We start from the raw sequence: 19,573 nt of genomic DNA on the forward strand, positions 1-19,573 counted from the left end.
GCAAGGGTACGGGCGATACGGCCGTTCTACGGAGCCGTACCGCCCGAATCCTCAAGCCGTGCCTGCGTCAGACGCGACGGCGCTTCGGCGGCCGGCAGCCGTTGTGCGGGGTCGGGGTGACGTCCTGGATGGAGCCGACCTCGAGACCGGTCGCCTGGAGCGAGCGGATCGCGGTCTCACGACCCGAACCCGGGCCCTTCACGAACACGTCGACCTTGCGCATGCCGTGCTCCTGGGCGCGGCGGGCGGCCGACTCGGCGGCCATCTGCGCGGCGAACGGCGTGGACTTCCGGGAGCCCTTGAAGCCGACGTGGCCGGCGGAGGCCCAGGAGATCACGTTGCCGGACGGGTCCGTGATGGAGACGATCGTGTTGTTGAACGTGCTCTTGATGTGCGCGTGGCCGTGAGCGACGTTCTTCTTTTCCTTGCGGCGCACCTTCTTGGCAGCGCCCTGACGACCCTTGGGGGGCATCTACAAACTCCTACGGGGAGGTGGTCGGTCCTACAGCGAAGACCGCTGATGAAGCGTTGTCCGCTGAGGACTACTTCTTGCCCGGCTTCTTCTTGCCGGCGATGGCGCGACGCGGGCCCTTGCGGGTGCGGGCGTTGGTGCTGGTGCGCTGACCGCGGACGGGCAGGCCACGACGGTGGCGCAGACCCTGGTAGCAGCCGATCTCGACCTTGCGGCGGATGTCGGCCTGAACCTCGCGACGGAGGTCACCCTCGGTCTTGATGTTGTTGTCGACGTACTCGCGGATCGCGACCAGCTGCTCTTCGGTCAGGTCACGAACGCGGGTGTTCGGGTCGACGCCGGTCGCAGCCAGCGTCTCCTTCGAAAGGGTCCGGCCGATGCCGAACACGTAGGTGAGGGCGACCTCCACACGCTTTTCGCGCGGGATGTCAACACCGGAAACGCGTGCCATTCAATGGCTCCTGGTGATCGTCGGAGGTCTTCCACAGGACCGGCTCCCAGTCGCCGTACCAGGTACGAACTGGGTCCCCGGCCTCCGAACCGGGGGTGTCAGACATCTGCATGCCTGGGTCCTGCGTATGAACAATTCAGCTTGCGTCGCGCGAATCCCTGCGATGGATGCAGAGGGTGCGGTCGTGCGTCAGCCCTGGCGCTGCTTGTGGCGCGGGTTCTCGCAGATGACCATGACCCGACCATGACGGCGGATCACCCTGCACTTGTCGCAGATCTTCTTGACGCTCGGCTTGACCTTCATGGGATTGAGGTTCTCCGGGTCAGTGCCACCACCCCGCCGGAGCGGGATGCGGGCAAGATCTACTTGTAGCGGTAAACGATCCGACCACGCGTCAGGTCGTAAGGAGACAGCTCCACCACGACCCGGTCGTCAGGGAGGATGCGGATGTAGTGCATACGCATCTTGCCGCTGATGTGTGCCAGGACCTGGTGGCCGTTCTGGAGCTCGACCTTGAACATGGCGTTCGGCAGAGACTCGACGACAGTGCCCTCGATCTCGATGGCACCTTGCTTCTTGGCCACGCTTCGCCCTTCGAATCGACTACCTTGATCGACTCTCCCGCTTTCCCTTGCGGGCGCATGCGGACATGCGGGTGCACGAGAGCCGACGAGTCAGTCTACGTCAGGGCACCTGGAAACACGAATCGAGACAGTCTGCCCCGGCGCGGAGATCATCATGCGGGGCCTTGGGAGAAGGGGACGCTCCGACGAACGGGACCTTCAGGCGAGCGGGTCGGGCGCCGCGGTCACGCCGTACTCGGCCAGCTTCGCCCGGCCGCCGTCCGGGGCGGTGAGGACCAGGGGGCCCTGCTCCGTCAGCGCCACCGAGTGCTCCCAGTGGGAGGACCAGGTGCCGTCCGTGGTGATGACCGTCCAGTCGTCGGAGAGGACCTCGGTCCTGGGGGTCCCCAGGGACACCATCGGCTCGATGGCCAGACAGAAACCGGGGACCAGCTTGGGGCCCTTGCCTCGCTTGCGGTCGACGTAGTTCAGCAGGTGCGGGTCCATGTGCATCTCGGTGCCGATGCCGTGGCCGCCGTAGTCCTCGATGATCCCGTACTTGCCGCCGCCCGGCTTGGGCTGGCGGCGGATGTACGTCTCGATCGCGCGGGAGACGTCGACGAGCCGGTTGCCCTGCTTCATCGCGGCGATGCCGGCCCACATCGACTCCTCGGTCACCCGGGACAGCTCGATCAGCTCCGGGGCGTGACCGGAGCCCACGAAGGCCGTGTAGGCCGCGTCACCGTGCCAGCCGTCGACGATCGCGCCGCAGTCGATGGAGATGATGTCGCCGTCCTTCAGGACGACGTCCTCGGAGGGGATGCCATGGACGACCACGTCGTTGACCGAGGTGCAGATCGTCGCGGGGAAACCGCCGTACCCGAGGAAGTTCGACTTCGCGCCGTGCTCGGCGAGCACCTTGCGGGCCACCTCGTCCAGGTCCCTGGTGCTGGCGCCGGGCACCGCCGCCTCCCGGGTGGCCGAGTGGATCGCGGCGACCACCAGCCCCGCCGCACGCATCTTCGCGATCTGCTCGGGGCTCTTGATCTGCACCATGGGGGGCCTGCGCTCTCCGTCACTCACGTCGACTGGGTTACCTACACAACAGTACGGCCGCGGCACCCGGCAGGGGCACCGCGGCCGAAAGGGCCGGAGACTACTTGTTCTCGGCCTTCTCGCGCTTGAGGGCCTCCAGCGCCCGCTGCGTGATCTCGTCCACCGGGCCCAGGGAGGAGATCGTGACGACCAGGCCCTGCGCCTTGTAGTAGTCGATGATCGGCTCGGTCTGCGTGTGGTAGACCTCCAGCCGCTTGCGGACGGTCTCCTCGGAGTCGTCGTCGCGCTGGTACAGCTCGCCGCCGCAGACGTCGCAGACGTCGTCCTTCTTCGCCGGGCTGTACGTCACGTGGAAGACGTGGCTGGAGTCGTTGCGGCAGATGCGCCGGCCGGCGATCCGCTTGACGACCTCCTCCTCCGGGACCTCCAGGTCCAGGACCGCGTCCAGCTTGATGTGCTCGCTGTCCAGCAGCTCGTCGAGCGCCTCCGCCTGCGAGACGTTGCGCGGGAACCCGTCCAGCAGGAAGCCGTTCTCGGCGTCCGGCTGCTCCATGCGGTCCTTCGCCATGGCGATGGTGACCTCGTCCGGGACGAGGTTGCCGGCGTCCATGTAGGACTTCGCGAGCTTTCCGAGGTCCGTCTGCCGGCTGATGTTGGCCCGGAACAGGTCACCCGTGGAGATGTGCGGGACGCGCAGCTTCTCGGCGAGACGGACGGCTTGCGTTCCCTTACCGGCACCCGGCGGCCCGACGAGGACGATACGCATCAGCGGAGGAACCCTTCGTAATTGCGCTGCTGGAGCTGGCTCTCGATCTGCTTCACCGTCTCGAGACCGACACCCACGATGATCAGGATGCTGGTCCCGCCGAACGGGAAGTTCTGGCTTGCCCCAAAGCCGACCAACGCCATCGTCGGCACGAGAGCGATCAGACCCAGATACAGCGAACCCGGCCAGGTGATCCGGTTGAGCACGTACGACAGGTACTCAGCGGTCGGCCGGCCAGCCCGGATGCCCGGGATGAAGCCACCATACTTCTTCATGTTGTCGGCGACTTCCTCGGGGTTGAAGGAGATCGCCACGTAGAAGAACGCGAAGAACACGATGAGCAAGAAGTACAGAGTGATGTAAATCGGGTGGTCACCCTTGGTCAGGTTCTGGGTGATCCACTGCTTCCAGTTCGAATTACCGCCCGCGAACTGCGCGACCAGTGCCGGAATGTAGAGCAGCGACGAGGCGAAGATGACGGGAATCACACCCGCCTGGTTCACCTTGAGCGGGATGTACGTGGACGTACCGCCGTAGGAACGGCGGCCGATCATGCGCTTCGCGTACTGCACCGGGACGCGGCGCTGGGCCTGCTCGACGAAGACCACCAGCGCGACCATGACCAGGCCGACCACGATGACGGTGCCGAACTCGATCCAGCCGCCGGCCAGCGTGCCCTGCTTCTTGATGGCCCACAGCGCGGAGGGGAAGGTGGCGGCGATCGAGATGAACATCAGGATCGACATGCCGTTGCCGATGCCCCGGTCGGTGATCAGCTCACCGAGCCACATCACGACGGCGGTGCCGGCGGTCATGCAGACCACCATCGTGATCGTGGTGAAGATCGCCTGGTCGGGGACGATCTGGCTGGCCACCGAGCAGGAGCCGAAGAGGGCCCCGCTGCGGGCGGTGGCCACCAGGCCGGTGCCCTGCAGGATGGCGAGCGCCACCGTGAGGTACCGGGTGTACTGCGTGATCTTCGTCGTACCGGCCTGGCCCTCCTTCTTCAGGGCCTCGAGGCGCGGGATGACCACGGTCAGCAGCTGAAGGATGATGCTGGCCGTGATGTACGGCATGATGCCGAGCGCGAAGATCGTGATCTGGAGCAGCGCGCCACCGCTGAACATGTTGACGAGACCGAAGAGGCCCTGGTTGCCGGACGCCTCTTTCACGCACGTCTGGACGGCCTTGTAGTTGACGCCGGGGATCGGAACGTGGGTACCGACCCGGTAGACCACGATGATGCCCAGCGTGAAGAGCAGCTTCTTGCGCAGGTCGGGCGTCCTGAACGCCCGGGCGAACGCGGTGAGCACGGTGCCTCCTGCGACCCCCGCGCAACTGCGTCAAGGGTGACGGTCTTGAGGTTCGACGAATACGGAAAAGAACAGTGCTGGCCACCTTACCGGCGACACTGCCCCCCTTGGAACGACCAACCGGGGATACCCCATTGTGAGGTATCCCCGGTCGGGAGTGTGCTTTACGTCATCGAGACGCCTGAGCGGGTCAGACGAGCTCGGTGACGGTGCCGCCGGCGGCGGTGATCTTTTCCTTGGCGGAGCCGGAGACGGCGTCGACCGTCACCTGCAGCGCCACGGAGATCTCGCCCTGGCCGAGGACCTTGACGAGGCTGTTCTTGCGAACGGCACCCTTGGCCACCAGACCCTCGACGGTGACCTCGCCACCCTCGGGGTACAGCGCGGCCAGCTTGTCGAGGTTCACGACCTGGAACTCGGTCTTGAACGGGTTCTTGAAGCCCTTCAGCTTCGGAAGACGCATGTGGAGGGGCATCTGGCCACCCTCGAAGCGCTCCGGAACCTGGTAACGGGCCTTCGTACCCTTGGTACCACGACCAGCCGTCTTACCCTTCGACGCCTCACCACGACCGACACGGGTCTTGGCGGTCTTGGCGCCCGGGGCGGGACGGAGGTTGTGGATCTTGAGCGGGTTGTTCTCCGCCATGATCAGTCGACCTCCTCGACCGTCACGAGGTGGCGGACGGTGTGCACCATGCCGCGGAACTCGGGGCGGTCCTCCTTGACGACCTGCGTGTTGATGCCCTTGAGACCAAGGGAGCGCAGGGTGTCACGGTGGTTCTGCTTGCTGCCGATGTAGGACTTGACCTGCGTGATCTTCAGCTGAGCCATCACGCACCCACTCCGGCACGGGCACGCAGCAGAGCCGCGGGGGCGACGTCCTCCAGGGGCAGACCACGGCGGGCCGCGATCTCCTCGGGACGCTGCAGACCCTTCAGGGCCTCCACGGTCGCGTGCACGATGTTGATCGCGTTGTCGGAGCCGAGCGACTTCGACAGCACGTCGTGGATACCGGCGCACTCGAGCACGGCACGCACCGGACCACCGGCGATAACACCGGTACCGGGGGACGCGGGCTTGAGCAGCACGACGCCGGCAGCCTTCTCACCCTGGATCGGGTGCGGGATGGTGCCCTGGATACGCGGGACCTTGAAGAAGTGCTTCTTGGCCTCCTCAACGCCCTTGGCGATGGCGGCCGGCACCTCCTTGGCCTTGCCGTATCCGACACCCACGGTGCCGTCACCGTCGCCCACCACGACCAGCGCGGTGAAGCTGAAGCGACGACCACCCTTCACAACCTTGGCGACGCGGTTGATCGCGACGACGCGCTCGACGTACGCGGTCTTCTCGGCGGCAGCAGCGCCGCCGTCACGGCCCTTCCGGTCCCGCCGCTCGCCGCCACCGGCACCGCTTCCGCGGCGCTGGGGTCCAGCCATTGGATTACCTCTCTCTTTCCGCTAGCTACAAGCGGCTCAGAACTTGAGCCCGGCCTCGCGGGCGGCGTCCGCCAGGGCGGCGATGCGCCCGGCGTACTGGTTACCACCACGGTCGAACACGACAGCCTCGACGCCGGCGGCCTTGGCACGCTCGGCGACCAGGGCGCCGACCTGCTTGGCCTGCGCGGACTTGTCGCCCTCGCCACCGCGGATCGACGTGTCCAGCGTGGACGCCGAAGCCAGGGTGTGGCCCTTCAGGTCGTCGATCACCTGCGCCACGATGTGGCGGTTGGAGCGGGTCACGACCAGACGGGGGCGCTCCGCCGTACCGGAAAGGTTCTTGCGAATCCGGATGTGACGGCGCTTGATCGCGGCGCGCTTGTAGGCGTCGCCCTTCAGGATCTTCTGCCCGTATGCCATGGCTTACTTACCCGCCTTTCCGACCTTGCGGCGGATGACTTCGCCCTCGTACTTGACACCCTTGGCCTTGTACGGGTCAGGCTTGCGCAGCTTGCGGATGTTGGCCGCAACCTCGCCGACCTTCTGCTTGTCGATGCCCTCGACCTGGAAGCGGGTCGGGGTCTCCACCTTGAAGGTGATGCCCTCGGGCGCCTCGACGGTGATCGGGTGGCTGTAGCCGAGCGCGAACTCGAGGTCCGAACCCTTGGCGGTCACGCGGTAACCGACACCACTGATCTCGAGCTTCTTCACGTAACCCTGGGTCACGCCGGTGATCATGTTCGCCACCAGCGTGCGGGACAGGCCGTGGAGAGCCTTGTTCTGACGCTCGTCGTTCGGGCGGGTGACGTTCAGGACGCCGTCCTCACCCTTGACGATCTCGATCGGTGCCACGACGGTGTGGGTCAGCTCGCCCTTGGGGCCCTTGACCGAAACCGTACGGCCGTCGATGGTGACGTCCACGCCGGCGGGAACCGCGATGGGGAGCTTGCCGATGCGCGACATAGCTGTTTCCTCCGTTCCCTTCTGCTACCAGACGTAGGCGAGGACTTCCCCACCCACGCCCTTCTTGCCGGCCTGCTTGTCGGTGAGGAGCCCGTGCGACGTGGAGATGATCGCCACGCCGAGGCCGCCCAGCACCTTCGGCAGGGAGGTGGACTTCGCGTACACCCGGAGACCGGGCTTGGAGATGCGCTTGATCCCCGCGATGGAGCGCTCACGGTTGGGGCCGAACTTCAGCTCCAGGACGAGGTTCTTGCCGACCTCGGCGTCCTCGACCTTCCAGCCCGTGATGAAGCCCTCCTGCTGGAGGATCTCCGCGATGTGCGACTTGATCTTCGATGCCGGCATCGTCACGGAGTCGTGGTATGCCGAGTTCGCGTTCCGCAGACGCGTAAGCATGTCTGCGATCGGATCAGTCATGGTCATGAATTGGCCTTCGGCCTCTCTCGCCGGGGTTTCCAGGTGCCCATCCCTCTCCTCGATCCGAGACGAGGCGGGTGCGGTGCGGTGGACCTACGGCGTAGTAAGTCGTACGGGCAGTCGTCAGACGCCCAACCCTCCAAGCCTAAGCCATGGAAGGGAGGGCGCCTGACACGCCCATTGCTTACCGAGAGCTTCGGGAATCCCTAAAAGACGGGACTACCAGGAGCTCTTGGTCACGCCCGGCAGCTCGCCACGGTGAGCCATCTCACGAAGGCACACGCGGCACAGGCCGAACTTGCGGTACACGGAGTGCGGACGGCCGCAGCGCTGGCAGCGGGTGTAGCCACGCACACCGAACTTGGGCTTGCGAGCAGCCTTGGCAATCAGAGCCTTCTTCGCCATCTCGCTCACGCCTCCTTGAACGGGAAGCCGAGGTGACGAAGGAGCGCACGGCCCTCAGCGTCGTTGGTCGCCGTGGTGACCACGGTGATGTCCATGCCCCGGGTACGGTCGATCTTGTCCTGGTCGATCTCGTGGAACATGACCTGCTCCGTGAGACCGAAGGTGTAGTTGCCACGGCCGTCGAACTGCTTGGGGGACAGACCGCGGAAGTCGCGGATGCGCGGCAGCGCGAGCGACAGGGTGCGGTCCAGGAACTCCCACATGCGGTCGCCACGGAGCGTGACGTGGGCACCGATCGGCTGGCCCTCACGCAGCTTGAACTGCGCGATGGACTTGCGGGCCTTGGTGACGGCCGGCTTCTGACCGGTGATCGTGGTGAGGTCGCGGATCGCGCCCTCGATCAGCTTGGAGTCGCGGGCGGCGTCGCCCACACCCATGTTGACCACGATCTTGACGAGGCCGGGAACCTGCATGACGTTCTCGTACTTGAACTCGTCACGCAGCTTGCCCGCGATCTCCTCGCGGTACTTCGTCTTGAGACGCGGAGTGGTGGTGGTAGCCATCAGATGTCCTCACCCGTCCGCTTGGCAACGCGGATCTTGTTGCCCTCGTCGTCGAAGCGGTAGCCGACACGCGTGACGACCTTGTTGCCGTCCTTCTCAACGACCAGCTGGACGTTGGAGACGTGGATCGGCGCCTCGGTCGTGACGATGCCGCCGGCCTGCGAACCGCGAGCGGTCGGACCGGCCTTGGTGTGCTTCTTGACCCGGTTGACACCCTCGACCAGGACGCGCTCCTCGCGCGGGTAAGCGGCAATGACCTTGCCCTGCTTGCCCTTGTCCTTACCGGTGATGACCTGGACCAGGTCGCCCTTCTTGATCTTCATGCTTACAGCACCTCCGGAGCCAGCGAGATGATCTTCATGAACTTCTTCTCGCGCAGCTCACGCCCGACCGGGCCGAAGATGCGGGTGCCGCGAGGGTCGCCGTCGTTCTTCAGAATGACGGCGGCGTTCTCGTCGAAGCGGATGTACGAGCCGTCCGGACGGCGGCGCTCCTTGACGGTGCGAACGATGACCGCCTTGACGACGTCACCCTTCTTCACGTTGCCACCGGGGATCGCGTCCTTGACGGTGGCGACGATGACGTCACCGATGCCCGCGTAGCGGCGACCGGAGCCACCGAGCACACGGATGCAAAGGATTTCCTTCGCACCAGTGTTGTCGGCGACACGCAGTCGCGACTCCTGCTGGATCACGTCTATCTCCTGATCGTCTGCCGGTTCCCCGGGGACCGCTTCTCAGCGGCCCCCGGAGCCTGGCGGAACTGACCTGCGGGGTTGGTCCCGCAGGAAATTACTTGGCCTTCTCGAGGATCTCGACGACGCGCCAGCGCTTCGTCGCGGACAGCGGCCGGGTCTCCATGAGGAGGACGCGGTCGCCGACGCCTGCGGCGTTCTGCTCGTCGTGGGCCTTGAGCTTGTTCGTACGGCGGATGACCTTGCCGTACAGCGCGTGCTTGACACGGTCCTCGACGGCGACGACGACGGTCTTGTCCATCTTGTCGCTGACGACGAGACCCTCACGGGTCTTGCGGAAGCCGCGGGCCTCTGCAGTCTGCTCAGTCACGTTGCTCTCACTCATCAGGCGCTCTCCACCGTCTCGATGCCCAGCTCGCGCTCACGCATCAGGGTGTAGATCCGCGCGATGTCCTTACGGACGGCCTTCAGCCGACCGTGGTTCTCGAGCTGACCGGTCGCCGCCTGGAAGCGGAGGTTGAACAGCTCTTCCTTGGCCTCGCGGAGCTTCGCCAGAAGCTCCTCGTTGCCCAGCTCGCGCAGCTCGGACGCCTTGGTACCGGCCGACATCACGCTTCACCTGCCTCGCGCTTGACGATCCGGCACTTCATCGGCAGCTTGTGGGCCGCACGAGTGAGGGCCTCACGCGCAATCTTCTCGTTCGGGTAGGACAGCTCGAACATCACCCGGCCCGGGTGAACGTTCGCGATCCACCACTCCGGCGAACCCTTACCGGAACCCATGCGGGTCTCGGCGGGCTTCTTGGTCAGCGGGCGGTCCGGGTAGATGTTGATCCAGACCTTGCCGCCACGCTTGATGTGGCGGGTCATCGCGATACGGGCCGCCTCGATCTGGCGGTTGGTCACGTACGCCGGCGTGAGGGCCTGGATGCCGTACTCGCCGAACGCGACCGTCGTACCGCCCTTGGCCTCACCGCGACGCTTCGGGTGGTGCTGCTTGCGGTGCTTGACCCTACGGGGGATCAGCATGTCGGTCAGGCCTCCGTTCCGGTGCTCTCAGCCGGAGCGGACGCGGGAGCCTCGGCCTTGGGGGCCTCGGCGCCGGCAGCCTGCTGCGGCTTGCGACCGCGCCGCTCGCCACCGCGGCCACCACGGGCCGGGCGGTCGGCACCGCCACCGCGAGCCGGGCGGTTACCCGCACGGGCGGCAGCGTTCTCGGCGCGGACCTCGGCGATGTTCTTGACGTCGCCCTTGTAGATCCAGACCTTCACACCGATACGGCCGAAGGTCGTCTTGGCCTCGAAGAAGCCGTAGTCCACGTTCGCGCGGAGGGTGTGCAGGGGCACACGGCCCTCGCGGTAGAACTCCGAGCGGGACATCTCGGCGCCGCCGAGGCGGCCACCGCACTGGATCTTGATGCCCTTGGCGCCGGCCTTCATCGCCGACTGCATGCTCTTGCGCATGGCACGGCGGAAGGAGACGCGGGAGGAGAGCTGCTCGGCGACGGCCTGCGCGACCAGCTGAGCGTCCGTCTCGGGGTTCTTGACCTCGAGGATGTTCAGCTGGACCTGCTTGCCCGTCAGCTTCTCGAGGTCGCCGCGGATGCGGTCGGCCTCGGCGCCACGGCGGCCGATGACGATGCCCGGACGAGCGGTGTGGATGTCCACACGCACGCGGTCACGGGTGCGCTCGATCTCGACCTTGGAGATGCCGGCGCGCTCCATGCCGGACGTCATCATCCGACGGATGGCGACGTCTTCCTTGACGTAGTCCTTGTACAGCTTGTCGGCGTACCAACGCGACTTGAAGTCGGTCGTGACACCGAGCCGGAACCCGTGCGGGTTTACCTTCTGGCCCATTACCGGGTTCCTTCCTTGCTGCTGACGACCACGGTGATGTGGCTGGTCCGCTTGCGGATCCGGTAGGCGCGGCCCTGGGCGCGCGGACGGAACCGCTTCAGGGTCGGGCCCTCGTCGACGTAGGCCTCGGAGATGTAGAGGCTGTCGGCGTCGGTGTGGTCGTAGTTGTGCGCGGCGTTGGCAATGGCGCTGTCCAGCACCTTGCCCACCGGCACGCTCGCGGCCTGCGGGGTGAAACGCAGGACCGCCTGAGCCTCCGTGGCGTCCATGCCACGGATGAGGTCCACCACACGGCGGGCCTTCATGGGCGTGACGCGGATGTACCGCGCCTGGGCCCTGGCTTCCATGGTTGTCCCTTCAGTGTTTGTCATTGGTCATTCCACCCCGCTACTAGCGGCGCTTCGACTTCCGGTCGTCCTTGACGTGACCCCGGAAGGTGCGGGTCGGCGAGAACTCGCCGAGCTTGTGGCCGACCATGGACTCGGTGACAAACACCGGGATGTGGGTCTTGCCGTTGTGCACCGCGATCGTGTGGCCGAGCATCGCCGGGACGATCATCGAGCGACGGGACCAGGTCTTGATGACGTTCTTGGTACCGGCTTCGTTCTGGACGTCCACCTTCTTGATCAGGTGGTCGTCGACGAAGGGTCCCTTCTTCAAGCTACGAGGCATCTCAACCCGTCCTTAGCGCTTCTTGTTCGTCTTGCGGCGGCGGACGATGTACTTGTTCGACGCCTTCTTGGGCGAACGAGTACGGCCTTCCTTCTTGCCCCACGGGGACACGGGGTGGCGGCCACCGGAGGTCCGGCCCTCACCACCACCGTGCGGGTGGTCAACCGGGTTCATGACCACGCCACGCACGGTCGGGCGAACGCCCAGCCAGCGCTTACGGCCCGCCTTGCCCCAGTTGATGTTGGACTGCTCGGCGTTGCCGACCTCGCCGATGGTGGCGCGGCAGCGGACGTCGACCAGCCGGATCTCGCCGGACGGCATGCGCAGGTGGGCCATCGAGCCCTCCTTCGCGAGCAGCTGCACGGAGGCACCGGCGGAGCGGGCGAACTTGGCACCGCCACCGGGACGGAGCTCGATCGCGTGGATCGTGGTACCGACCGGGATGTTGCGGAGGGCCAGGTTGTTGCCCGGCTTGATGTCGGCCCCGGGACCGTTCTCGACGCGGTCACCCTGCTGCAGGTTGCGCGGGGCGAGGATGTAGCGCTTCTCGCCGTCGGCGTAGTGCAGCAGCGCGATGCGCGCGGTGCGGTTGGGGTCGTACTCGATGTGCGCGACCTTCGCCGGCACGCCGTCCTTGTCGTGACGACGGAAGTCGATCACTCGGTAGGCGCGCTTGTGTCCGCCACCCTGGTGGCGAACGGTCACACGACCGGCGTTGTTACGGCCGCCCTTGCTGTGCAGGGGGCGGACCAGCGACTTCTCCGGCGTGGACCGCGTGACCTCGACGAAGTCGGCGACGCTGGCGCCACGACGGCCCGGCGTAGTCGGCTTGTACTTGCGGATTCCCATTTCTCAGTCCTCGTCCGATATCGGACGATCCGACCCGCTTACGCGGTCGGACCGCCGAAGATGTCGATACGGTCGCCCTCGGCGAGGGTCACGATCGCGCGCTTGCTGCCGGCGCGCTGACCGAAACCGGTCTTGGTGCGCTTGCGCTTGCCCTGGCGGTTGATCGTGTTGACCCCGGTGACCTTGACCGAGAAGACCGCCTGGACGGCCTGCTTGATCTGGGTCTTGTTGGCGCCCGGGGCGACGATGAACGTGTACTTGTTGTCGTCGAGGAGCGCGTAGCTCTTCTCCGAGACGACCGGCTTGAGCAGCACGTCACGGGGGTCCGTGAACGACTTGCTCAGCGGGGTCTCGACGGTGTTCTTGCCCTCGGTGGCGTGGCGCTTCGCCTTGGCGACGCGCGCGGCCTTGGCGGCCTTGGCGGCCTTCGAGGCGATGCTCGGGTGACGCGTAGCCATCAGGCCTCGCTCCCTTCGGTGTCAGCGGCCTTGGGGCCAGACACGAAGGACTCGAACGCGGCCTGGGTGAAGACCACGTCGTCCGAGACGAGAACGTCGTACGTGTTCAGCTGGCCCGGCTCCAGGATGTGGACCTGGGGCAGGTTGCGGGCGGACAGCCACGCGGCCTCGTCGGCGCGCTCGACGACCAGGAGCAGGTTCTTGCGCTCGCTGATCTTGCCGAACAGGCTCTTGGCGGCCTTGGTGCTGGGGTTCTCGCCCTCGATCACGCCGGTGACGACGTGGATGCGGTTGTGGCGGGCCCGGTCGGTGAGGGCGTGGCGCAGGGCCGCGGCCTTCATCTTCTTCGGGGTCCGCTGCGAGTAGTCACGCGGCTGCGGGCCGTGGACGACGCCACCGCCGGCGAACTGCGGGGCGCGGGTCGAACCCTGACGGGCGCGGCCGGTGCCCTTCTGGCGGTACGGCTTCTTGCCGCCACCACGGACTTCACCGCGGGTCTTGGTCTTGTGCGTGCCCTGGCGGGCAGCGGCGTTCTGCGCGACGACGACCTGGTGGATCAGCGGGATGCTGATCTTCTCCACGCCGAAGATCTCCGCGGGGAGCTCGACGCTACCGGTCTTCTCGCCCGCAGGCGAAAGGATGTCAACAGTGCTCATCGGTACCTCAGGCCCCCTTGGCCGCGGTGCGGACCAGGACGAGGCCGCCGTTCGGACCGGGAACCGCGCCCTTGATGAGCAGCAGACCCTTCTCCGCGTCAACGGCGTGGACGGTCAGGTTCTGGGTGGTGACACGCTCGTTGCCCATGCGACCCGCCATGCGGAGGCCCTTGAACACGCGGCCCGGGGTGGCGCAGCCACCGATGGAACCGGGCGAGCGGTGCTTGCGCTGGGTGCCGTGTCCGGCGCCGAGGCCCTTGAAGTTGTGACGCTTCATGACACCGGCGAAGCCCTTGCCCTTGCTCTTGCCGGTCACGTCGACCTTGACGCCGGCCTCGAAGACCTCCGCGGAGATCTCCTGGCCCAGCGTGTACTCGGAGGCGTCCGCGGTGCGGATCTCGACGAGGTGGCGGCGGGGAGTGACGTCGGCCTTGGCGAAGTGGCCCTTGAGGGGCTTGTTCACCTTGCGCGGGTCGATCTCGCCGAACGCGATCTGGACGGACTCGTAGCCGTCGACGTCGTTCGTGCGGACCTGGGTGACGACATTGGGGCCGGCCTTGACGACGGTGACCGGAACAACGCGGTTGTTCTCGTCCCACACCTGCGTCATGCCGAGCTTCTCGCCCAGGATGCCCTTGATCTGCTTAGCCATTCTCAGATCACCAGCCCTCAGAGCTTGATCTCGATGTCGACACCGGCCGGGAGGTCGAGTCGCATCAGAGAGTCAACGGTCTTGGGGGTCGGGTCGAGGATGTCGATCAGGCGCTTGTGCGTGCGCATCTCGAAGTGCTCGCGCGAGTCCTTGTACTTGTGCGGCGACTTGATGACGCAGTACACGTTCTTCTCAGTGGGCAGCGGCACCGGGCCCGCGACCGACGCACCAGTGCGGGTCACCGTCTCGACGATCTTCTTCGCCGAGGAGTCGATGACCTCGTGGTCGTAGGCCTTGAGCCGGATGCGGATCTTCTGTCCCGCCATGGCTACTCAGTAGTCCTGTCTCTCTTACGCTCCGGAACCCGGTGGTTCCGTTTCCCTCTCCTCCGACCCACGCGGTCGGGCGTGTCGCGCTCCCGCTGACACGGATGTCCCTTGTTCGAACATCCCTGCGGGGAATGCACACGGCCCTTCCGGAACCGCAAGCCGAGGGCGAAGGCCCACCGGGCGCCTGGCCGGTGCCGCACCGCACTTCCCGAAAGATTCCCGTACGTCCGCCCCAGCGCTGCCGTGGTGGCAGTTAGGGCGACGAGTACTGTGGGACTCGCTTTCGGTCCTCCCGGCGGGAGGCGCGCAGCATCAACACTCGACCGAGCAACTCGGACAGTCTGCCATACGGGTCGGGGGCCTGGCCAATCGGGGCGAAGAGATTACCCCCGGAGTGGCGCACGTCAAACACACGCCCACCGGACACCCCCGCTCGTGTTCATGTTCATGAATAAGAATCAAGTACAGGTCTATTGACGCGTCCACAGCAAGCGCTTACGTTCGCCTACGAGATTCCGGAGAAAGCGCTTTCCCTTGCACGGAACCCCTGGTCACGGACGAACCTGGAGGCACCACCATGCAAGTGCGACCCGTCATCGCGTGCGTCAGCCTGCTGGCCGGCGCGCTCGTCGCCCTGTCCGGCACCTCGGCGCAGGCAGCGAGCAGCACGCTGTACGTGTCCCCGAGCGGTACCGACGGCGCGGCCGGAACGCAGTCGGCCCCCACCACCCTCACCTCGGCGATCAGCCGCATCGCCCCCGGCGGCACCATCTACCTGCGCGGCGGGACGTACAACTACTCGTCGACGATCACGATCCCGGCGGGCGACAACGGCACGGCCGGTGCCCGTACCACCCTCTCCGCGTACGCGGGCGAGAAGCCGGTACTGGACTTCTCGGGACAGAGCGCGGGTGCGTCGAACCGCGGGATCCAGCTGAACGCCGACTACTGGCGCCTGTACGGCCTCACCGTCGAACACGCCGGTGACAACGGCATCTTCATCGGCGGCAGCAACAACGTCGTCGAGCGCGCGGTGACGGCGTTCAACCGCGACACGGGCCTGCAACTGGGCCGGATCGCCTCCACCACGCCCAACGGCCAGTGGCCGTCGAACAACCTGGTGGTGAGTTCGGAGTCGCACGACAACATGGACGCCACCGGCGAGAACGCCGACGGTTTCGCCTCGAAGCTCACCACCGGCACCGGGAACGTCTTCCGCTACGACGTCTCCCACAACAACATCGACGACGGCTGGGACCTCTACACCAAGACCGCCACGGGCCCCATCGGCCCGGTGACCATCGAGTACTCCCTCTCGTACCACAACGGCACCCTCACCGACGGCACCCAGAACCCGAACGGCGACCGCAACGGCTACAAGCTCGGCGGCGACGCCATCGCGGTCAACCACGTGGTCCGGCACGACATCGCGTACGGCAACGGCCATCACGGGTTCACGTACAACAGCAACCCCGGCACGATCTCGGTCTCGAACGACGTCAGCATCGACAACACCGAACGCAACTTCTCCTTCGACAAGGGGACGTCGGTGTTCAGGACCGACACCTCGTGCCGGTTCGCCGTCAACGGTTCGAGCGACAAGATCTCCGGTGACACCGACGGCTCCGACCAGTTCTGGTCCGGGACGAACGGCTCCCGCTGCTCGTCGTACTCCGGCGCCCTGGGCTGGTCCTTCGCCTCCGACGGCCACCTCGTGGTGACCTTCGGCGGCAAGGTCGTGAACCCCTGACCCACCCGGTCCGGTCCGCCGGCACCGGGTGGCGCCCGGTGCCGGCGGATTCCCTTCCTCAGATCCGCCGGCTCTCCAGCGGGCCCAGATACGTCGGCGTCAACCCGCCCGTGTCGATCACCAGCCGCTGCAGCACCACCGTCGGGTCGACCATCCAGAACTTCAGCCGGTGGACACCGGGCCGGTCGAGCGTGTGCCGTGTCGACGTCCGGTTGACGTTGTCCGACGTGTTGCGGGCCCAGACCGCGTTCAGCAGGCCGTCGTCCGCGCCCACGGTGATGTCCACCTGCTGCGGGGCGTCCTCGTCGAAGGAGACGGCGTAGCGCAGGCCTTCCGCCGCCAGGGCCGGGTTCCTGGGGGACAGGTACGCCCACACCGTCACCTCACCCGGCCCCGACACCAGGCTCACCTCGTACTCCAGACGCGGGGAGGAGCCGCCGGGGGTGCGGCGGGGAGCGGTCACCGGCCACGGGGTCATCCCGGCGGACGTACGGCCGATGCCGTCCAGCCGGCGCCACTGCCCGACCGCGCGGTGGTGGTGCTCCGCGTCGATCGCCACGTACCCGCCCGCCTCGACGAAGCCCCCGAGGCCCCGCACCCGGGGATCGTCCGTCACGCACGCCACCGTCACCGACGCCCCCGCCCCGCTCACCGTCAGCGCGGCCTCGGCGCGGCCGGCCGGCGCGCGGGACCAGTCCACCCGTACCTCGACGCGTACCTGCTGCTCCACCCGGCCCCGCGGCCGGTCGGCCACCAGCCAGGGCGCCGACGTCTCCACGCGGTAGTCGAAGGGCGTCCGGCCCCGGTTGAAGATCTCCACGTACTGTCGCGGCCGTGTCTGGTGCGGACTGAACTCCGGCAGCGCCGGCTCCTGCCCGGCCGCCCCGCCCGGCCACCACCGCCCGGAGTCCTCGGCGCCGTCCAGCGACACCCCCAGCTGGGCCCCGGCGGGTACCTCCACCCGCCGCACCGCCGGGAACAGCACGTCCGGCAGTGCCACGTTGTCCTTCTCCGGCTGCTGCCAGGGAGCGTTCGGGCCGTACCGGGCGACATCCCCGTAGTCGATGTGCGGCTGCGTCTGGAAGCCCCGCCATTTGCCGTCCGCGACCGTGGAGTTGAAGCGGTCGGCCAGCGCGAAGTCCGTCCGCAGGGCCGCCTCGGCCGCCGCCGCCCTGTCGTCGGTCGCCGCCCGGCCCTGGCCCGCGTACAGCAGGTTCTCGAACTCCGCCGCCCGTAGCGCGTACAGGTTGGCGGTCGCCGCCACCTCGTAGCCGACCAGCTCGAACCAGGCGTCCCGCGTCCCGGCCGGCAGCCTGCGCGCGATGCGGTCCGCCGTGTGCGCCAGCCGCTGCCACTCCCCCGTCACCCGCTCCAGCTCCCGGTGCCCGAAGTAGTACGGGGTCTGCTGGTCGTCGTCGATCACCTGGCCGTCCGCCGCCACGGTGATCCGGCGGTTCAGCAGCTCCGGCTTGCGGCGTGCCTGCAGCCGGCCGTACTCCGCCAGCAGCTCGGCGATCGCCCCCGCCTCCGCCGCGCCGAAGTTCTGCCGGGCGTACCCCCGCTCCCACTCCCCGAGCCGGTCCAGGTCCAGGCGGTCCGGGTTCCAGGCGTAGTCGAGGAAGAACTCGGTCGGCAGTTCGTTGCCCTTCAGGTCGCCCACGTTGGCCACCCACAGGCCGTGGTTGCCGTACGCGTGCGCCTGGTGGAGCTGGTCCCAGGTGTTGCGGATGTTGGCGGTGTCCACCCACTTGTAGTTGCGGCCGGCGCCCACGTAGTCGAAGTGGTAGTAGAGGCCGTAGCCGCCGGCCCGCGGCCCCTCGGCCGGGTCCGGGTGCTTGCGGATGTTGCCCCAGTTGTCGTCGGTGAGGACCACCGTCACGTCGTCGGGTGCGCGCAGGCCCCGGTCCCAGTAGCGCTGCACCTCCTTGTACAGCGTCCACACCTGCGGGGTCTCGGCGGCCGGCTTCCCCGTCACCTCCTCGATGATCTGCCGCTGCGTCGCGATGATCTCCCGCATCAGATCGATGCCGTCGCCGTCGGGCAGGCCGGTGTCGCCGTTGCCGCGCATGCCCAGCGTGACCACGCCCTCGAAGCCCTGGTCCACCATCCGCTGGATTCCGGCTCGCCAGTACGCGCGGATCGCCTCGGCGTTGCGCCGGTACGACCACTCCCCCGTTCCCCCGTACGGGTCCTTCCCTGACCCCGCGTGCCGGTTCCACTCCTCGATGCCCCGCATCATCGGCGCCTCATGAGACGTGCCCATGACAACGCCGTACTCGGCGGCGCGGCGGTGGTTGTCCGGGTCGTCCTCCGCGAAGGCCCTGCCCCACACCGCCGGCCAGAGGTAGTTCCCCTTCAGGCGCAGCAGGACCTCGAAGACCCTGGAGTAGAAGTCCGCGTTGAAGCCCCCGGGGTACCCCGGTGCCTTCCCCGGTCCGAAGTACGCGGGCGCCCAGGTGCCGAGCGCCGGGTTCTCGTCGTTGACGAAGAAGCCGCGGTACTTCACGGCGGGGGTGCCCTGGGTGTGCCTGCCGGGCAGTACCCACACCCCCTCGCGCCGCACCGGCGGCACGTCGTCCCACCAGTGCCAGGGGGAGACACCGATGCCGTACGAGACGTCGTACGCGCCGAAGATCGTGCCGCGCGGGTCGCTGCCCGCGATCACGAACGCCCGCTCCACGCCGGGCATCGGACGGTCCACCACCGTCTGCAGCGAGGTCTCCCACCGGCCGCGTACGCCGGTGACGTCCAGCTTGCCGCTCTCGATCAGCCCGTCGATCAGCCGGCTGCGGCCGATCGTGCCCACCAGCACCGGGAAGCGGGCGATGGTGGAGCCGGGCCGTACGCCCGTCACCCGTTCGAGGTCGTCGCGGAGGTCGCCCGCCACCCGTACGACTCCCGGATGATCGTCGGGACTGACCACCACCGGCGCGCCGACCAGCGAGAACGCCCCGCCGGTGAAGGAGACGTAGCCGCCGGGGTCCGTCACCCGGAGGCCCCCGGCGGCTTCGGCCGAGGCCGCCCCCTCGGCCATCGCGGGCACCGCGGGGACCGCGGCCGTCCCGGCGCCCAGGCCGGCCCCCAGACCTGCGCCCAGGACGGTTCTGCGACTGACGGACATGCGTCACCCCTCCACACCGAATTTGGTCACCGGCATGACAAATGCTGAGGGGGGTGGCCCCTGGGGACAACGGGTCGGGTGCGTCGAATACTTTCGGGGCACGGCAAAGGGCCCGTACGACCGAGGTCG

At 67.3% G+C, this 19,573-nt stretch carries 29 protein-coding genes and 1 pseudogene; 1 reads left to right on the top strand and 29 read right to left on the bottom strand.

Going from position 1 to position 19,573, the window contains the following annotated elements; translation table 11 throughout:
• Positions 1-67 precede the first annotated feature (67 nt).
• From rpsK to rpsJ, 28 genes are all read right to left on the bottom strand, one after another.
• A complete protein-coding gene (gene rpsK / locus ACFYMM_RS02890) occupies positions 68-472 on the bottom strand; it encodes a 30S ribosomal protein S11 (protein ID WP_003956432.1) in 405 nt (134 codons plus the stop codon).
• 70 nt (positions 473-542) lie between these two features.
• Complete coding sequence (gene rpsM, locus ACFYMM_RS02895) at positions 543-923, bottom strand: 30S ribosomal protein S13 (RefSeq protein ID WP_388383150.1); 381 nt, start codon at positions 921-923, stop codon at positions 543-545.
• A 189-nt stretch (positions 924-1,112) separates the two neighbouring features.
• Positions 1,113-1,226 carry a 50S ribosomal protein L36 gene (rpmJ, locus tag ACFYMM_RS02900; protein WP_003998809.1) on the bottom strand — a complete coding sequence of 38 codons (114 nt, stop codon included), beginning with the start codon at positions 1,224-1,226 and terminating at the stop codon, positions 1,113-1,115.
• A 59-nt stretch (positions 1,227-1,285) separates the two neighbouring features.
• A complete protein-coding gene (infA, locus tag ACFYMM_RS02905) occupies positions 1,286-1,507 on the bottom strand; it encodes a translation initiation factor IF-1 (RefSeq protein WP_003948620.1) in 222 nt (73 codons plus the stop codon).
• Between the two features lie 198 nt (positions 1,508-1,705).
• A complete protein-coding gene (gene map, locus ACFYMM_RS02910) occupies positions 1,706-2,542 on the bottom strand; it encodes a type I methionyl aminopeptidase (RefSeq protein WP_388383320.1) in 837 nt (278 codons plus the stop codon).
• Between the two features lie 100 nt (positions 2,543-2,642).
• Positions 2,643-3,308 carry an adenylate kinase gene (locus tag ACFYMM_RS02915; RefSeq protein ID WP_388383153.1) on the bottom strand — a complete coding sequence of 222 codons (666 nt, stop codon included), beginning with the start codon at positions 3,306-3,308 and terminating at the stop codon, positions 2,643-2,645.
• On the bottom strand, positions 3,308-4,621 hold the full coding sequence (secY, locus tag ACFYMM_RS02920) for a preprotein translocase subunit SecY (RefSeq protein ID WP_388383156.1): 1,314 nt from the start codon (positions 4,619-4,621) through the stop codon (positions 3,308-3,310). Before secY ends, ACFYMM_RS02915 begins: the two co-directional genes overlap by 1 nt.
• A gap of 190 nt (positions 4,622-4,811) precedes the next feature.
• The gene (gene rplO, locus ACFYMM_RS02925) at positions 4,812-5,267 is read right to left on the bottom strand and encodes a 50S ribosomal protein L15 (protein ID WP_003974249.1); all 456 of its coding nucleotides are present in this window, start codon (positions 5,265-5,267) and stop codon (positions 4,812-4,814) included.
• Positions 5,268-5,269: 2 nt separating this feature from the next.
• A complete protein-coding gene (gene rpmD / locus ACFYMM_RS02930; RefSeq protein ID WP_003974250.1) occupies positions 5,270-5,452 on the bottom strand; it encodes a 50S ribosomal protein L30 in 183 nt (60 codons plus the stop codon).
• On the bottom strand, positions 5,452-6,057 hold the full coding sequence (gene rpsE / locus ACFYMM_RS02935) for a 30S ribosomal protein S5 (protein ID WP_014674381.1): 606 nt from the start codon (positions 6,055-6,057) through the stop codon (positions 5,452-5,454). Before rpsE ends, rpmD begins: the two co-directional genes overlap by 1 nt.
• Positions 6,058-6,093: 36 nt before the next feature.
• Positions 6,094-6,477, bottom strand: a complete 384-nt coding sequence (rplR, locus tag ACFYMM_RS02940; RefSeq protein WP_071373345.1) for a 50S ribosomal protein L18 — start codon at positions 6,475-6,477, stop codon at positions 6,094-6,096.
• 3 nt (positions 6,478-6,480) lie between these two features.
• Positions 6,481-7,020 carry a 50S ribosomal protein L6 gene (rplF, locus tag ACFYMM_RS02945; protein ID WP_388383158.1) on the bottom strand — a complete coding sequence of 180 codons (540 nt, stop codon included), beginning with the start codon at positions 7,018-7,020 and terminating at the stop codon, positions 6,481-6,483.
• Between the two features lie 24 nt (positions 7,021-7,044).
• The gene (gene rpsH, locus ACFYMM_RS02950) at positions 7,045-7,443 is read right to left on the bottom strand and encodes a 30S ribosomal protein S8 (RefSeq protein WP_013001411.1); all 399 of its coding nucleotides are present in this window, start codon (positions 7,441-7,443) and stop codon (positions 7,045-7,047) included.
• A gap of 213 nt (positions 7,444-7,656) precedes the next feature.
• Positions 7,657-7,842, bottom strand: a complete 186-nt coding sequence (locus ACFYMM_RS02955) for a type Z 30S ribosomal protein S14 (RefSeq protein ID WP_003948630.1) — start codon at positions 7,840-7,842, stop codon at positions 7,657-7,659.
• A 5-nt stretch (positions 7,843-7,847) separates the two neighbouring features.
• Positions 7,848-8,405: a 50S ribosomal protein L5 gene (gene rplE, locus ACFYMM_RS02960; protein WP_015658460.1), complete on the bottom strand. Its 558-nt coding sequence runs from the start codon at positions 8,403-8,405 to the stop codon at positions 7,848-7,850.
• Complete coding sequence (gene rplX, locus ACFYMM_RS02965; protein ID WP_031477830.1) at positions 8,405-8,728, bottom strand: 50S ribosomal protein L24; 324 nt, start codon at positions 8,726-8,728, stop codon at positions 8,405-8,407. Before rplX ends, rplE begins: the two co-directional genes overlap by 1 nt.
• Positions 8,729-8,730: 2 nt before the next feature.
• The gene (gene rplN / locus ACFYMM_RS02970; protein ID WP_003998823.1) at positions 8,731-9,099 is read right to left on the bottom strand and encodes a 50S ribosomal protein L14; all 369 of its coding nucleotides are present in this window, start codon (positions 9,097-9,099) and stop codon (positions 8,731-8,733) included.
• Between the two features lie 97 nt (positions 9,100-9,196).
• Entirely contained in the window at positions 9,197-9,484 is a 288-nt protein-coding gene (gene rpsQ, locus ACFYMM_RS02975) for a 30S ribosomal protein S17 (protein WP_003992363.1), read from the bottom strand.
• A complete protein-coding gene (gene rpmC, locus ACFYMM_RS02980; RefSeq protein ID WP_003974259.1) occupies positions 9,484-9,708 on the bottom strand; it encodes a 50S ribosomal protein L29 in 225 nt (74 codons plus the stop codon). The genes rpsQ and rpmC overlap by 1 nt, the downstream gene beginning before the upstream one ends.
• Entirely contained in the window at positions 9,708-10,127 is a 420-nt protein-coding gene (gene rplP, locus ACFYMM_RS02985; protein ID WP_030788270.1) for a 50S ribosomal protein L16, read from the bottom strand. Before rplP ends, rpmC begins: the two co-directional genes overlap by 1 nt.
• A gap of 5 nt (positions 10,128-10,132) precedes the next feature.
• Complete coding sequence (gene rpsC, locus ACFYMM_RS02990) at positions 10,133-10,957, bottom strand: 30S ribosomal protein S3 (RefSeq protein WP_094215512.1); 825 nt, start codon at positions 10,955-10,957, stop codon at positions 10,133-10,135.
• Positions 10,957-11,304, bottom strand: coding sequence for a 50S ribosomal protein L22 (gene rplV, locus ACFYMM_RS02995; protein ID WP_388383161.1), 348 nt, complete (start codon positions 11,302-11,304; stop codon positions 10,957-10,959). The genes rpsC and rplV overlap by 1 nt, the downstream gene beginning before the upstream one ends.
• Before the next feature lie 43 nt (positions 11,305-11,347).
• Complete coding sequence (gene rpsS, locus ACFYMM_RS03000; RefSeq protein WP_003948639.1) at positions 11,348-11,629, bottom strand: 30S ribosomal protein S19; 282 nt, start codon at positions 11,627-11,629, stop codon at positions 11,348-11,350.
• 12 nt (positions 11,630-11,641) lie between these two features.
• Positions 11,642-12,478 carry a 50S ribosomal protein L2 gene (gene rplB / locus ACFYMM_RS03005; RefSeq protein WP_031167077.1) on the bottom strand — a complete coding sequence of 279 codons (837 nt, stop codon included), beginning with the start codon at positions 12,476-12,478 and terminating at the stop codon, positions 11,642-11,644.
• 38 nt (positions 12,479-12,516) lie between these two features.
• Positions 12,517-12,936 (bottom strand): 50S ribosomal protein L23, encoded by a 420-nt coding sequence (rplW, locus tag ACFYMM_RS03010; protein ID WP_388383163.1) that lies wholly within the window; start codon positions 12,934-12,936, stop codon positions 12,517-12,519.
• Positions 12,936-13,592 (bottom strand): 50S ribosomal protein L4, encoded by a 657-nt coding sequence (gene rplD, locus ACFYMM_RS03015; protein ID WP_388383165.1) that lies wholly within the window; start codon positions 13,590-13,592, stop codon positions 12,936-12,938. Before rplD ends, rplW begins: the two co-directional genes overlap by 1 nt.
• A gap of 7 nt (positions 13,593-13,599) precedes the next feature.
• On the bottom strand, positions 13,600-14,244 hold the full coding sequence (gene rplC / locus ACFYMM_RS03020; RefSeq protein ID WP_005481233.1) for a 50S ribosomal protein L3: 645 nt from the start codon (positions 14,242-14,244) through the stop codon (positions 13,600-13,602).
• 17 nt (positions 14,245-14,261) lie between these two features.
• On the bottom strand, positions 14,262-14,570 hold the full coding sequence (rpsJ, locus tag ACFYMM_RS03025; protein ID WP_003948644.1) for a 30S ribosomal protein S10: 309 nt from the start codon (positions 14,568-14,570) through the stop codon (positions 14,262-14,264).
• Positions 14,571-15,237: 667 nt separating this feature from the next.
• On the opposite strand from rpsJ, the pseudogene ACFYMM_RS03030 reads away from it, so the two are divergent.
• A pseudogene (locus tag ACFYMM_RS03030) lies at positions 15,238-16,323 on the top strand (right-handed parallel beta-helix repeat-containing protein); the annotation flags it as partial.
• A 58-nt stretch (positions 16,324-16,381) separates the two neighbouring features.
• Here ACFYMM_RS03030 and ACFYMM_RS03035 read toward each other — a convergent pair.
• Positions 16,382-19,444 (bottom strand): glycosyl hydrolase 115 family protein, encoded by a 3,063-nt coding sequence (locus ACFYMM_RS03035; protein ID WP_388383167.1) that lies wholly within the window; start codon positions 19,442-19,444, stop codon positions 16,382-16,384.
• Positions 19,445-19,573 lie beyond the last annotated feature (129 nt).

Source organism: Streptomyces sp. NPDC006739, from assembly GCF_042869815.1.
Lineage (GTDB): Bacteria > Actinomycetota > Actinomycetes > Streptomycetales > Streptomycetaceae > Streptomyces.

Bases quoted from the DNA above. Each gene is read 5' to 3' on its own strand.
- rpmC (WP_003974259.1), bottom strand. From the start codon at position 9,708: ATGTCGGCCGGTACCAAGGCGTCCGAGCTGCGCGAGCTGGGCAACGAG.
- rplB (WP_031167077.1), bottom strand. From the start codon at position 12,478: ATGGGAATCCGCAAGTACAAGCCGACTACGCCGGGCCGTCGTGGCGCC.
- rplW (WP_388383163.1), bottom strand. From the start codon at position 12,936: ATGGCTACGCGTCACCCGAGCATCGCCTCGAAGGCCGCCAAGGCCGCC.
- rpsQ (WP_003992363.1), bottom strand. From the start codon at position 9,484: ATGAGTGAGAGCAACGTGACTGAGCAGACTGCAGAGGCCCGCGGCTTC.
- rpsM (WP_388383150.1), bottom strand. From the start codon at position 923: ATGGCACGCGTTTCCGGTGTTGACATCCCGCGCGAAAAGCGTGTGGAG.
- rpmD (WP_003974250.1), bottom strand. From the start codon at position 5,452: ATGGCTCAGCTGAAGATCACGCAGGTCAAGTCCTACATCGGCAGCAAG.
- map (WP_388383320.1), bottom strand. From the start codon at position 2,542: ATGGTGCAGATCAAGAGCCCCGAGCAGATCGCGAAGATGCGTGCGGCG.
- ACFYMM_RS03035 (WP_388383167.1), bottom strand. From the start codon at position 19,444: ATGTCCGTCAGTCGCAGAACCGTCCTGGGCGCAGGTCTGGGGGCCGGC.
- rpmJ (WP_003998809.1), bottom strand. From the start codon at position 1,226: ATGAAGGTCAAGCCGAGCGTCAAGAAGATCTGCGACAAGTGCAGGGTG.
- ACFYMM_RS02955 (WP_003948630.1), bottom strand. From the start codon at position 7,842: ATGGCGAAGAAGGCTCTGATTGCCAAGGCTGCTCGCAAGCCCAAGTTC.
- rpsE (WP_014674381.1), bottom strand. From the start codon at position 6,057: ATGGCTGGACCCCAGCGCCGCGGAAGCGGTGCCGGTGGCGGCGAGCGG.
- rplD (WP_388383165.1), bottom strand. From the start codon at position 13,592: ATGAGCACTGTTGACATCCTTTCGCCTGCGGGCGAGAAGACCGGTAGC.
- rpsS (WP_003948639.1), bottom strand. From the start codon at position 11,629: ATGCCTCGTAGCTTGAAGAAGGGACCCTTCGTCGACGACCACCTGATC.
- rpsJ (WP_003948644.1), bottom strand. From the start codon at position 14,570: ATGGCGGGACAGAAGATCCGCATCCGGCTCAAGGCCTACGACCACGAG.
- rplE (WP_015658460.1), bottom strand. From the start codon at position 8,405: ATGGCTACCACCACCACTCCGCGTCTCAAGACGAAGTACCGCGAGGAG.
- rpsK (WP_003956432.1), bottom strand. From the start codon at position 472: ATGCCCCCCAAGGGTCGTCAGGGCGCTGCCAAGAAGGTGCGCCGCAAG.
- rplO (WP_003974249.1), bottom strand. From the start codon at position 5,267: ATGGCGGAGAACAACCCGCTCAAGATCCACAACCTCCGTCCCGCCCCG.
- ACFYMM_RS02915 (WP_388383153.1), bottom strand. From the start codon at position 3,308: ATGCGTATCGTCCTCGTCGGGCCGCCGGGTGCCGGTAAGGGAACGCAA.
- rpsH (WP_013001411.1), bottom strand. From the start codon at position 7,443: ATGACCATGACTGATCCGATCGCAGACATGCTTACGCGTCTGCGGAAC.
- rplF (WP_388383158.1), bottom strand. From the start codon at position 7,020: ATGTCGCGCATCGGCAAGCTCCCCATCGCGGTTCCCGCCGGCGTGGAC.
- rplV (WP_388383161.1), bottom strand. From the start codon at position 11,304: ATGGAAGCCAGGGCCCAGGCGCGGTACATCCGCGTCACGCCCATGAAG.
- rplC (WP_005481233.1), bottom strand. From the start codon at position 14,244: ATGGCTAAGCAGATCAAGGGCATCCTGGGCGAGAAGCTCGGCATGACG.
- rplP (WP_030788270.1), bottom strand. From the start codon at position 10,127: ATGCTGATCCCCCGTAGGGTCAAGCACCGCAAGCAGCACCACCCGAAG.
- rplX (WP_031477830.1), bottom strand. From the start codon at position 8,728: ATGAAGATCAAGAAGGGCGACCTGGTCCAGGTCATCACCGGTAAGGAC.
- rplR (WP_071373345.1), bottom strand. From the start codon at position 6,477: ATGGCATACGGGCAGAAGATCCTGAAGGGCGACGCCTACAAGCGCGCC.
- rpsC (WP_094215512.1), bottom strand. From the start codon at position 10,957: ATGGGCCAGAAGGTAAACCCGCACGGGTTCCGGCTCGGTGTCACGACC.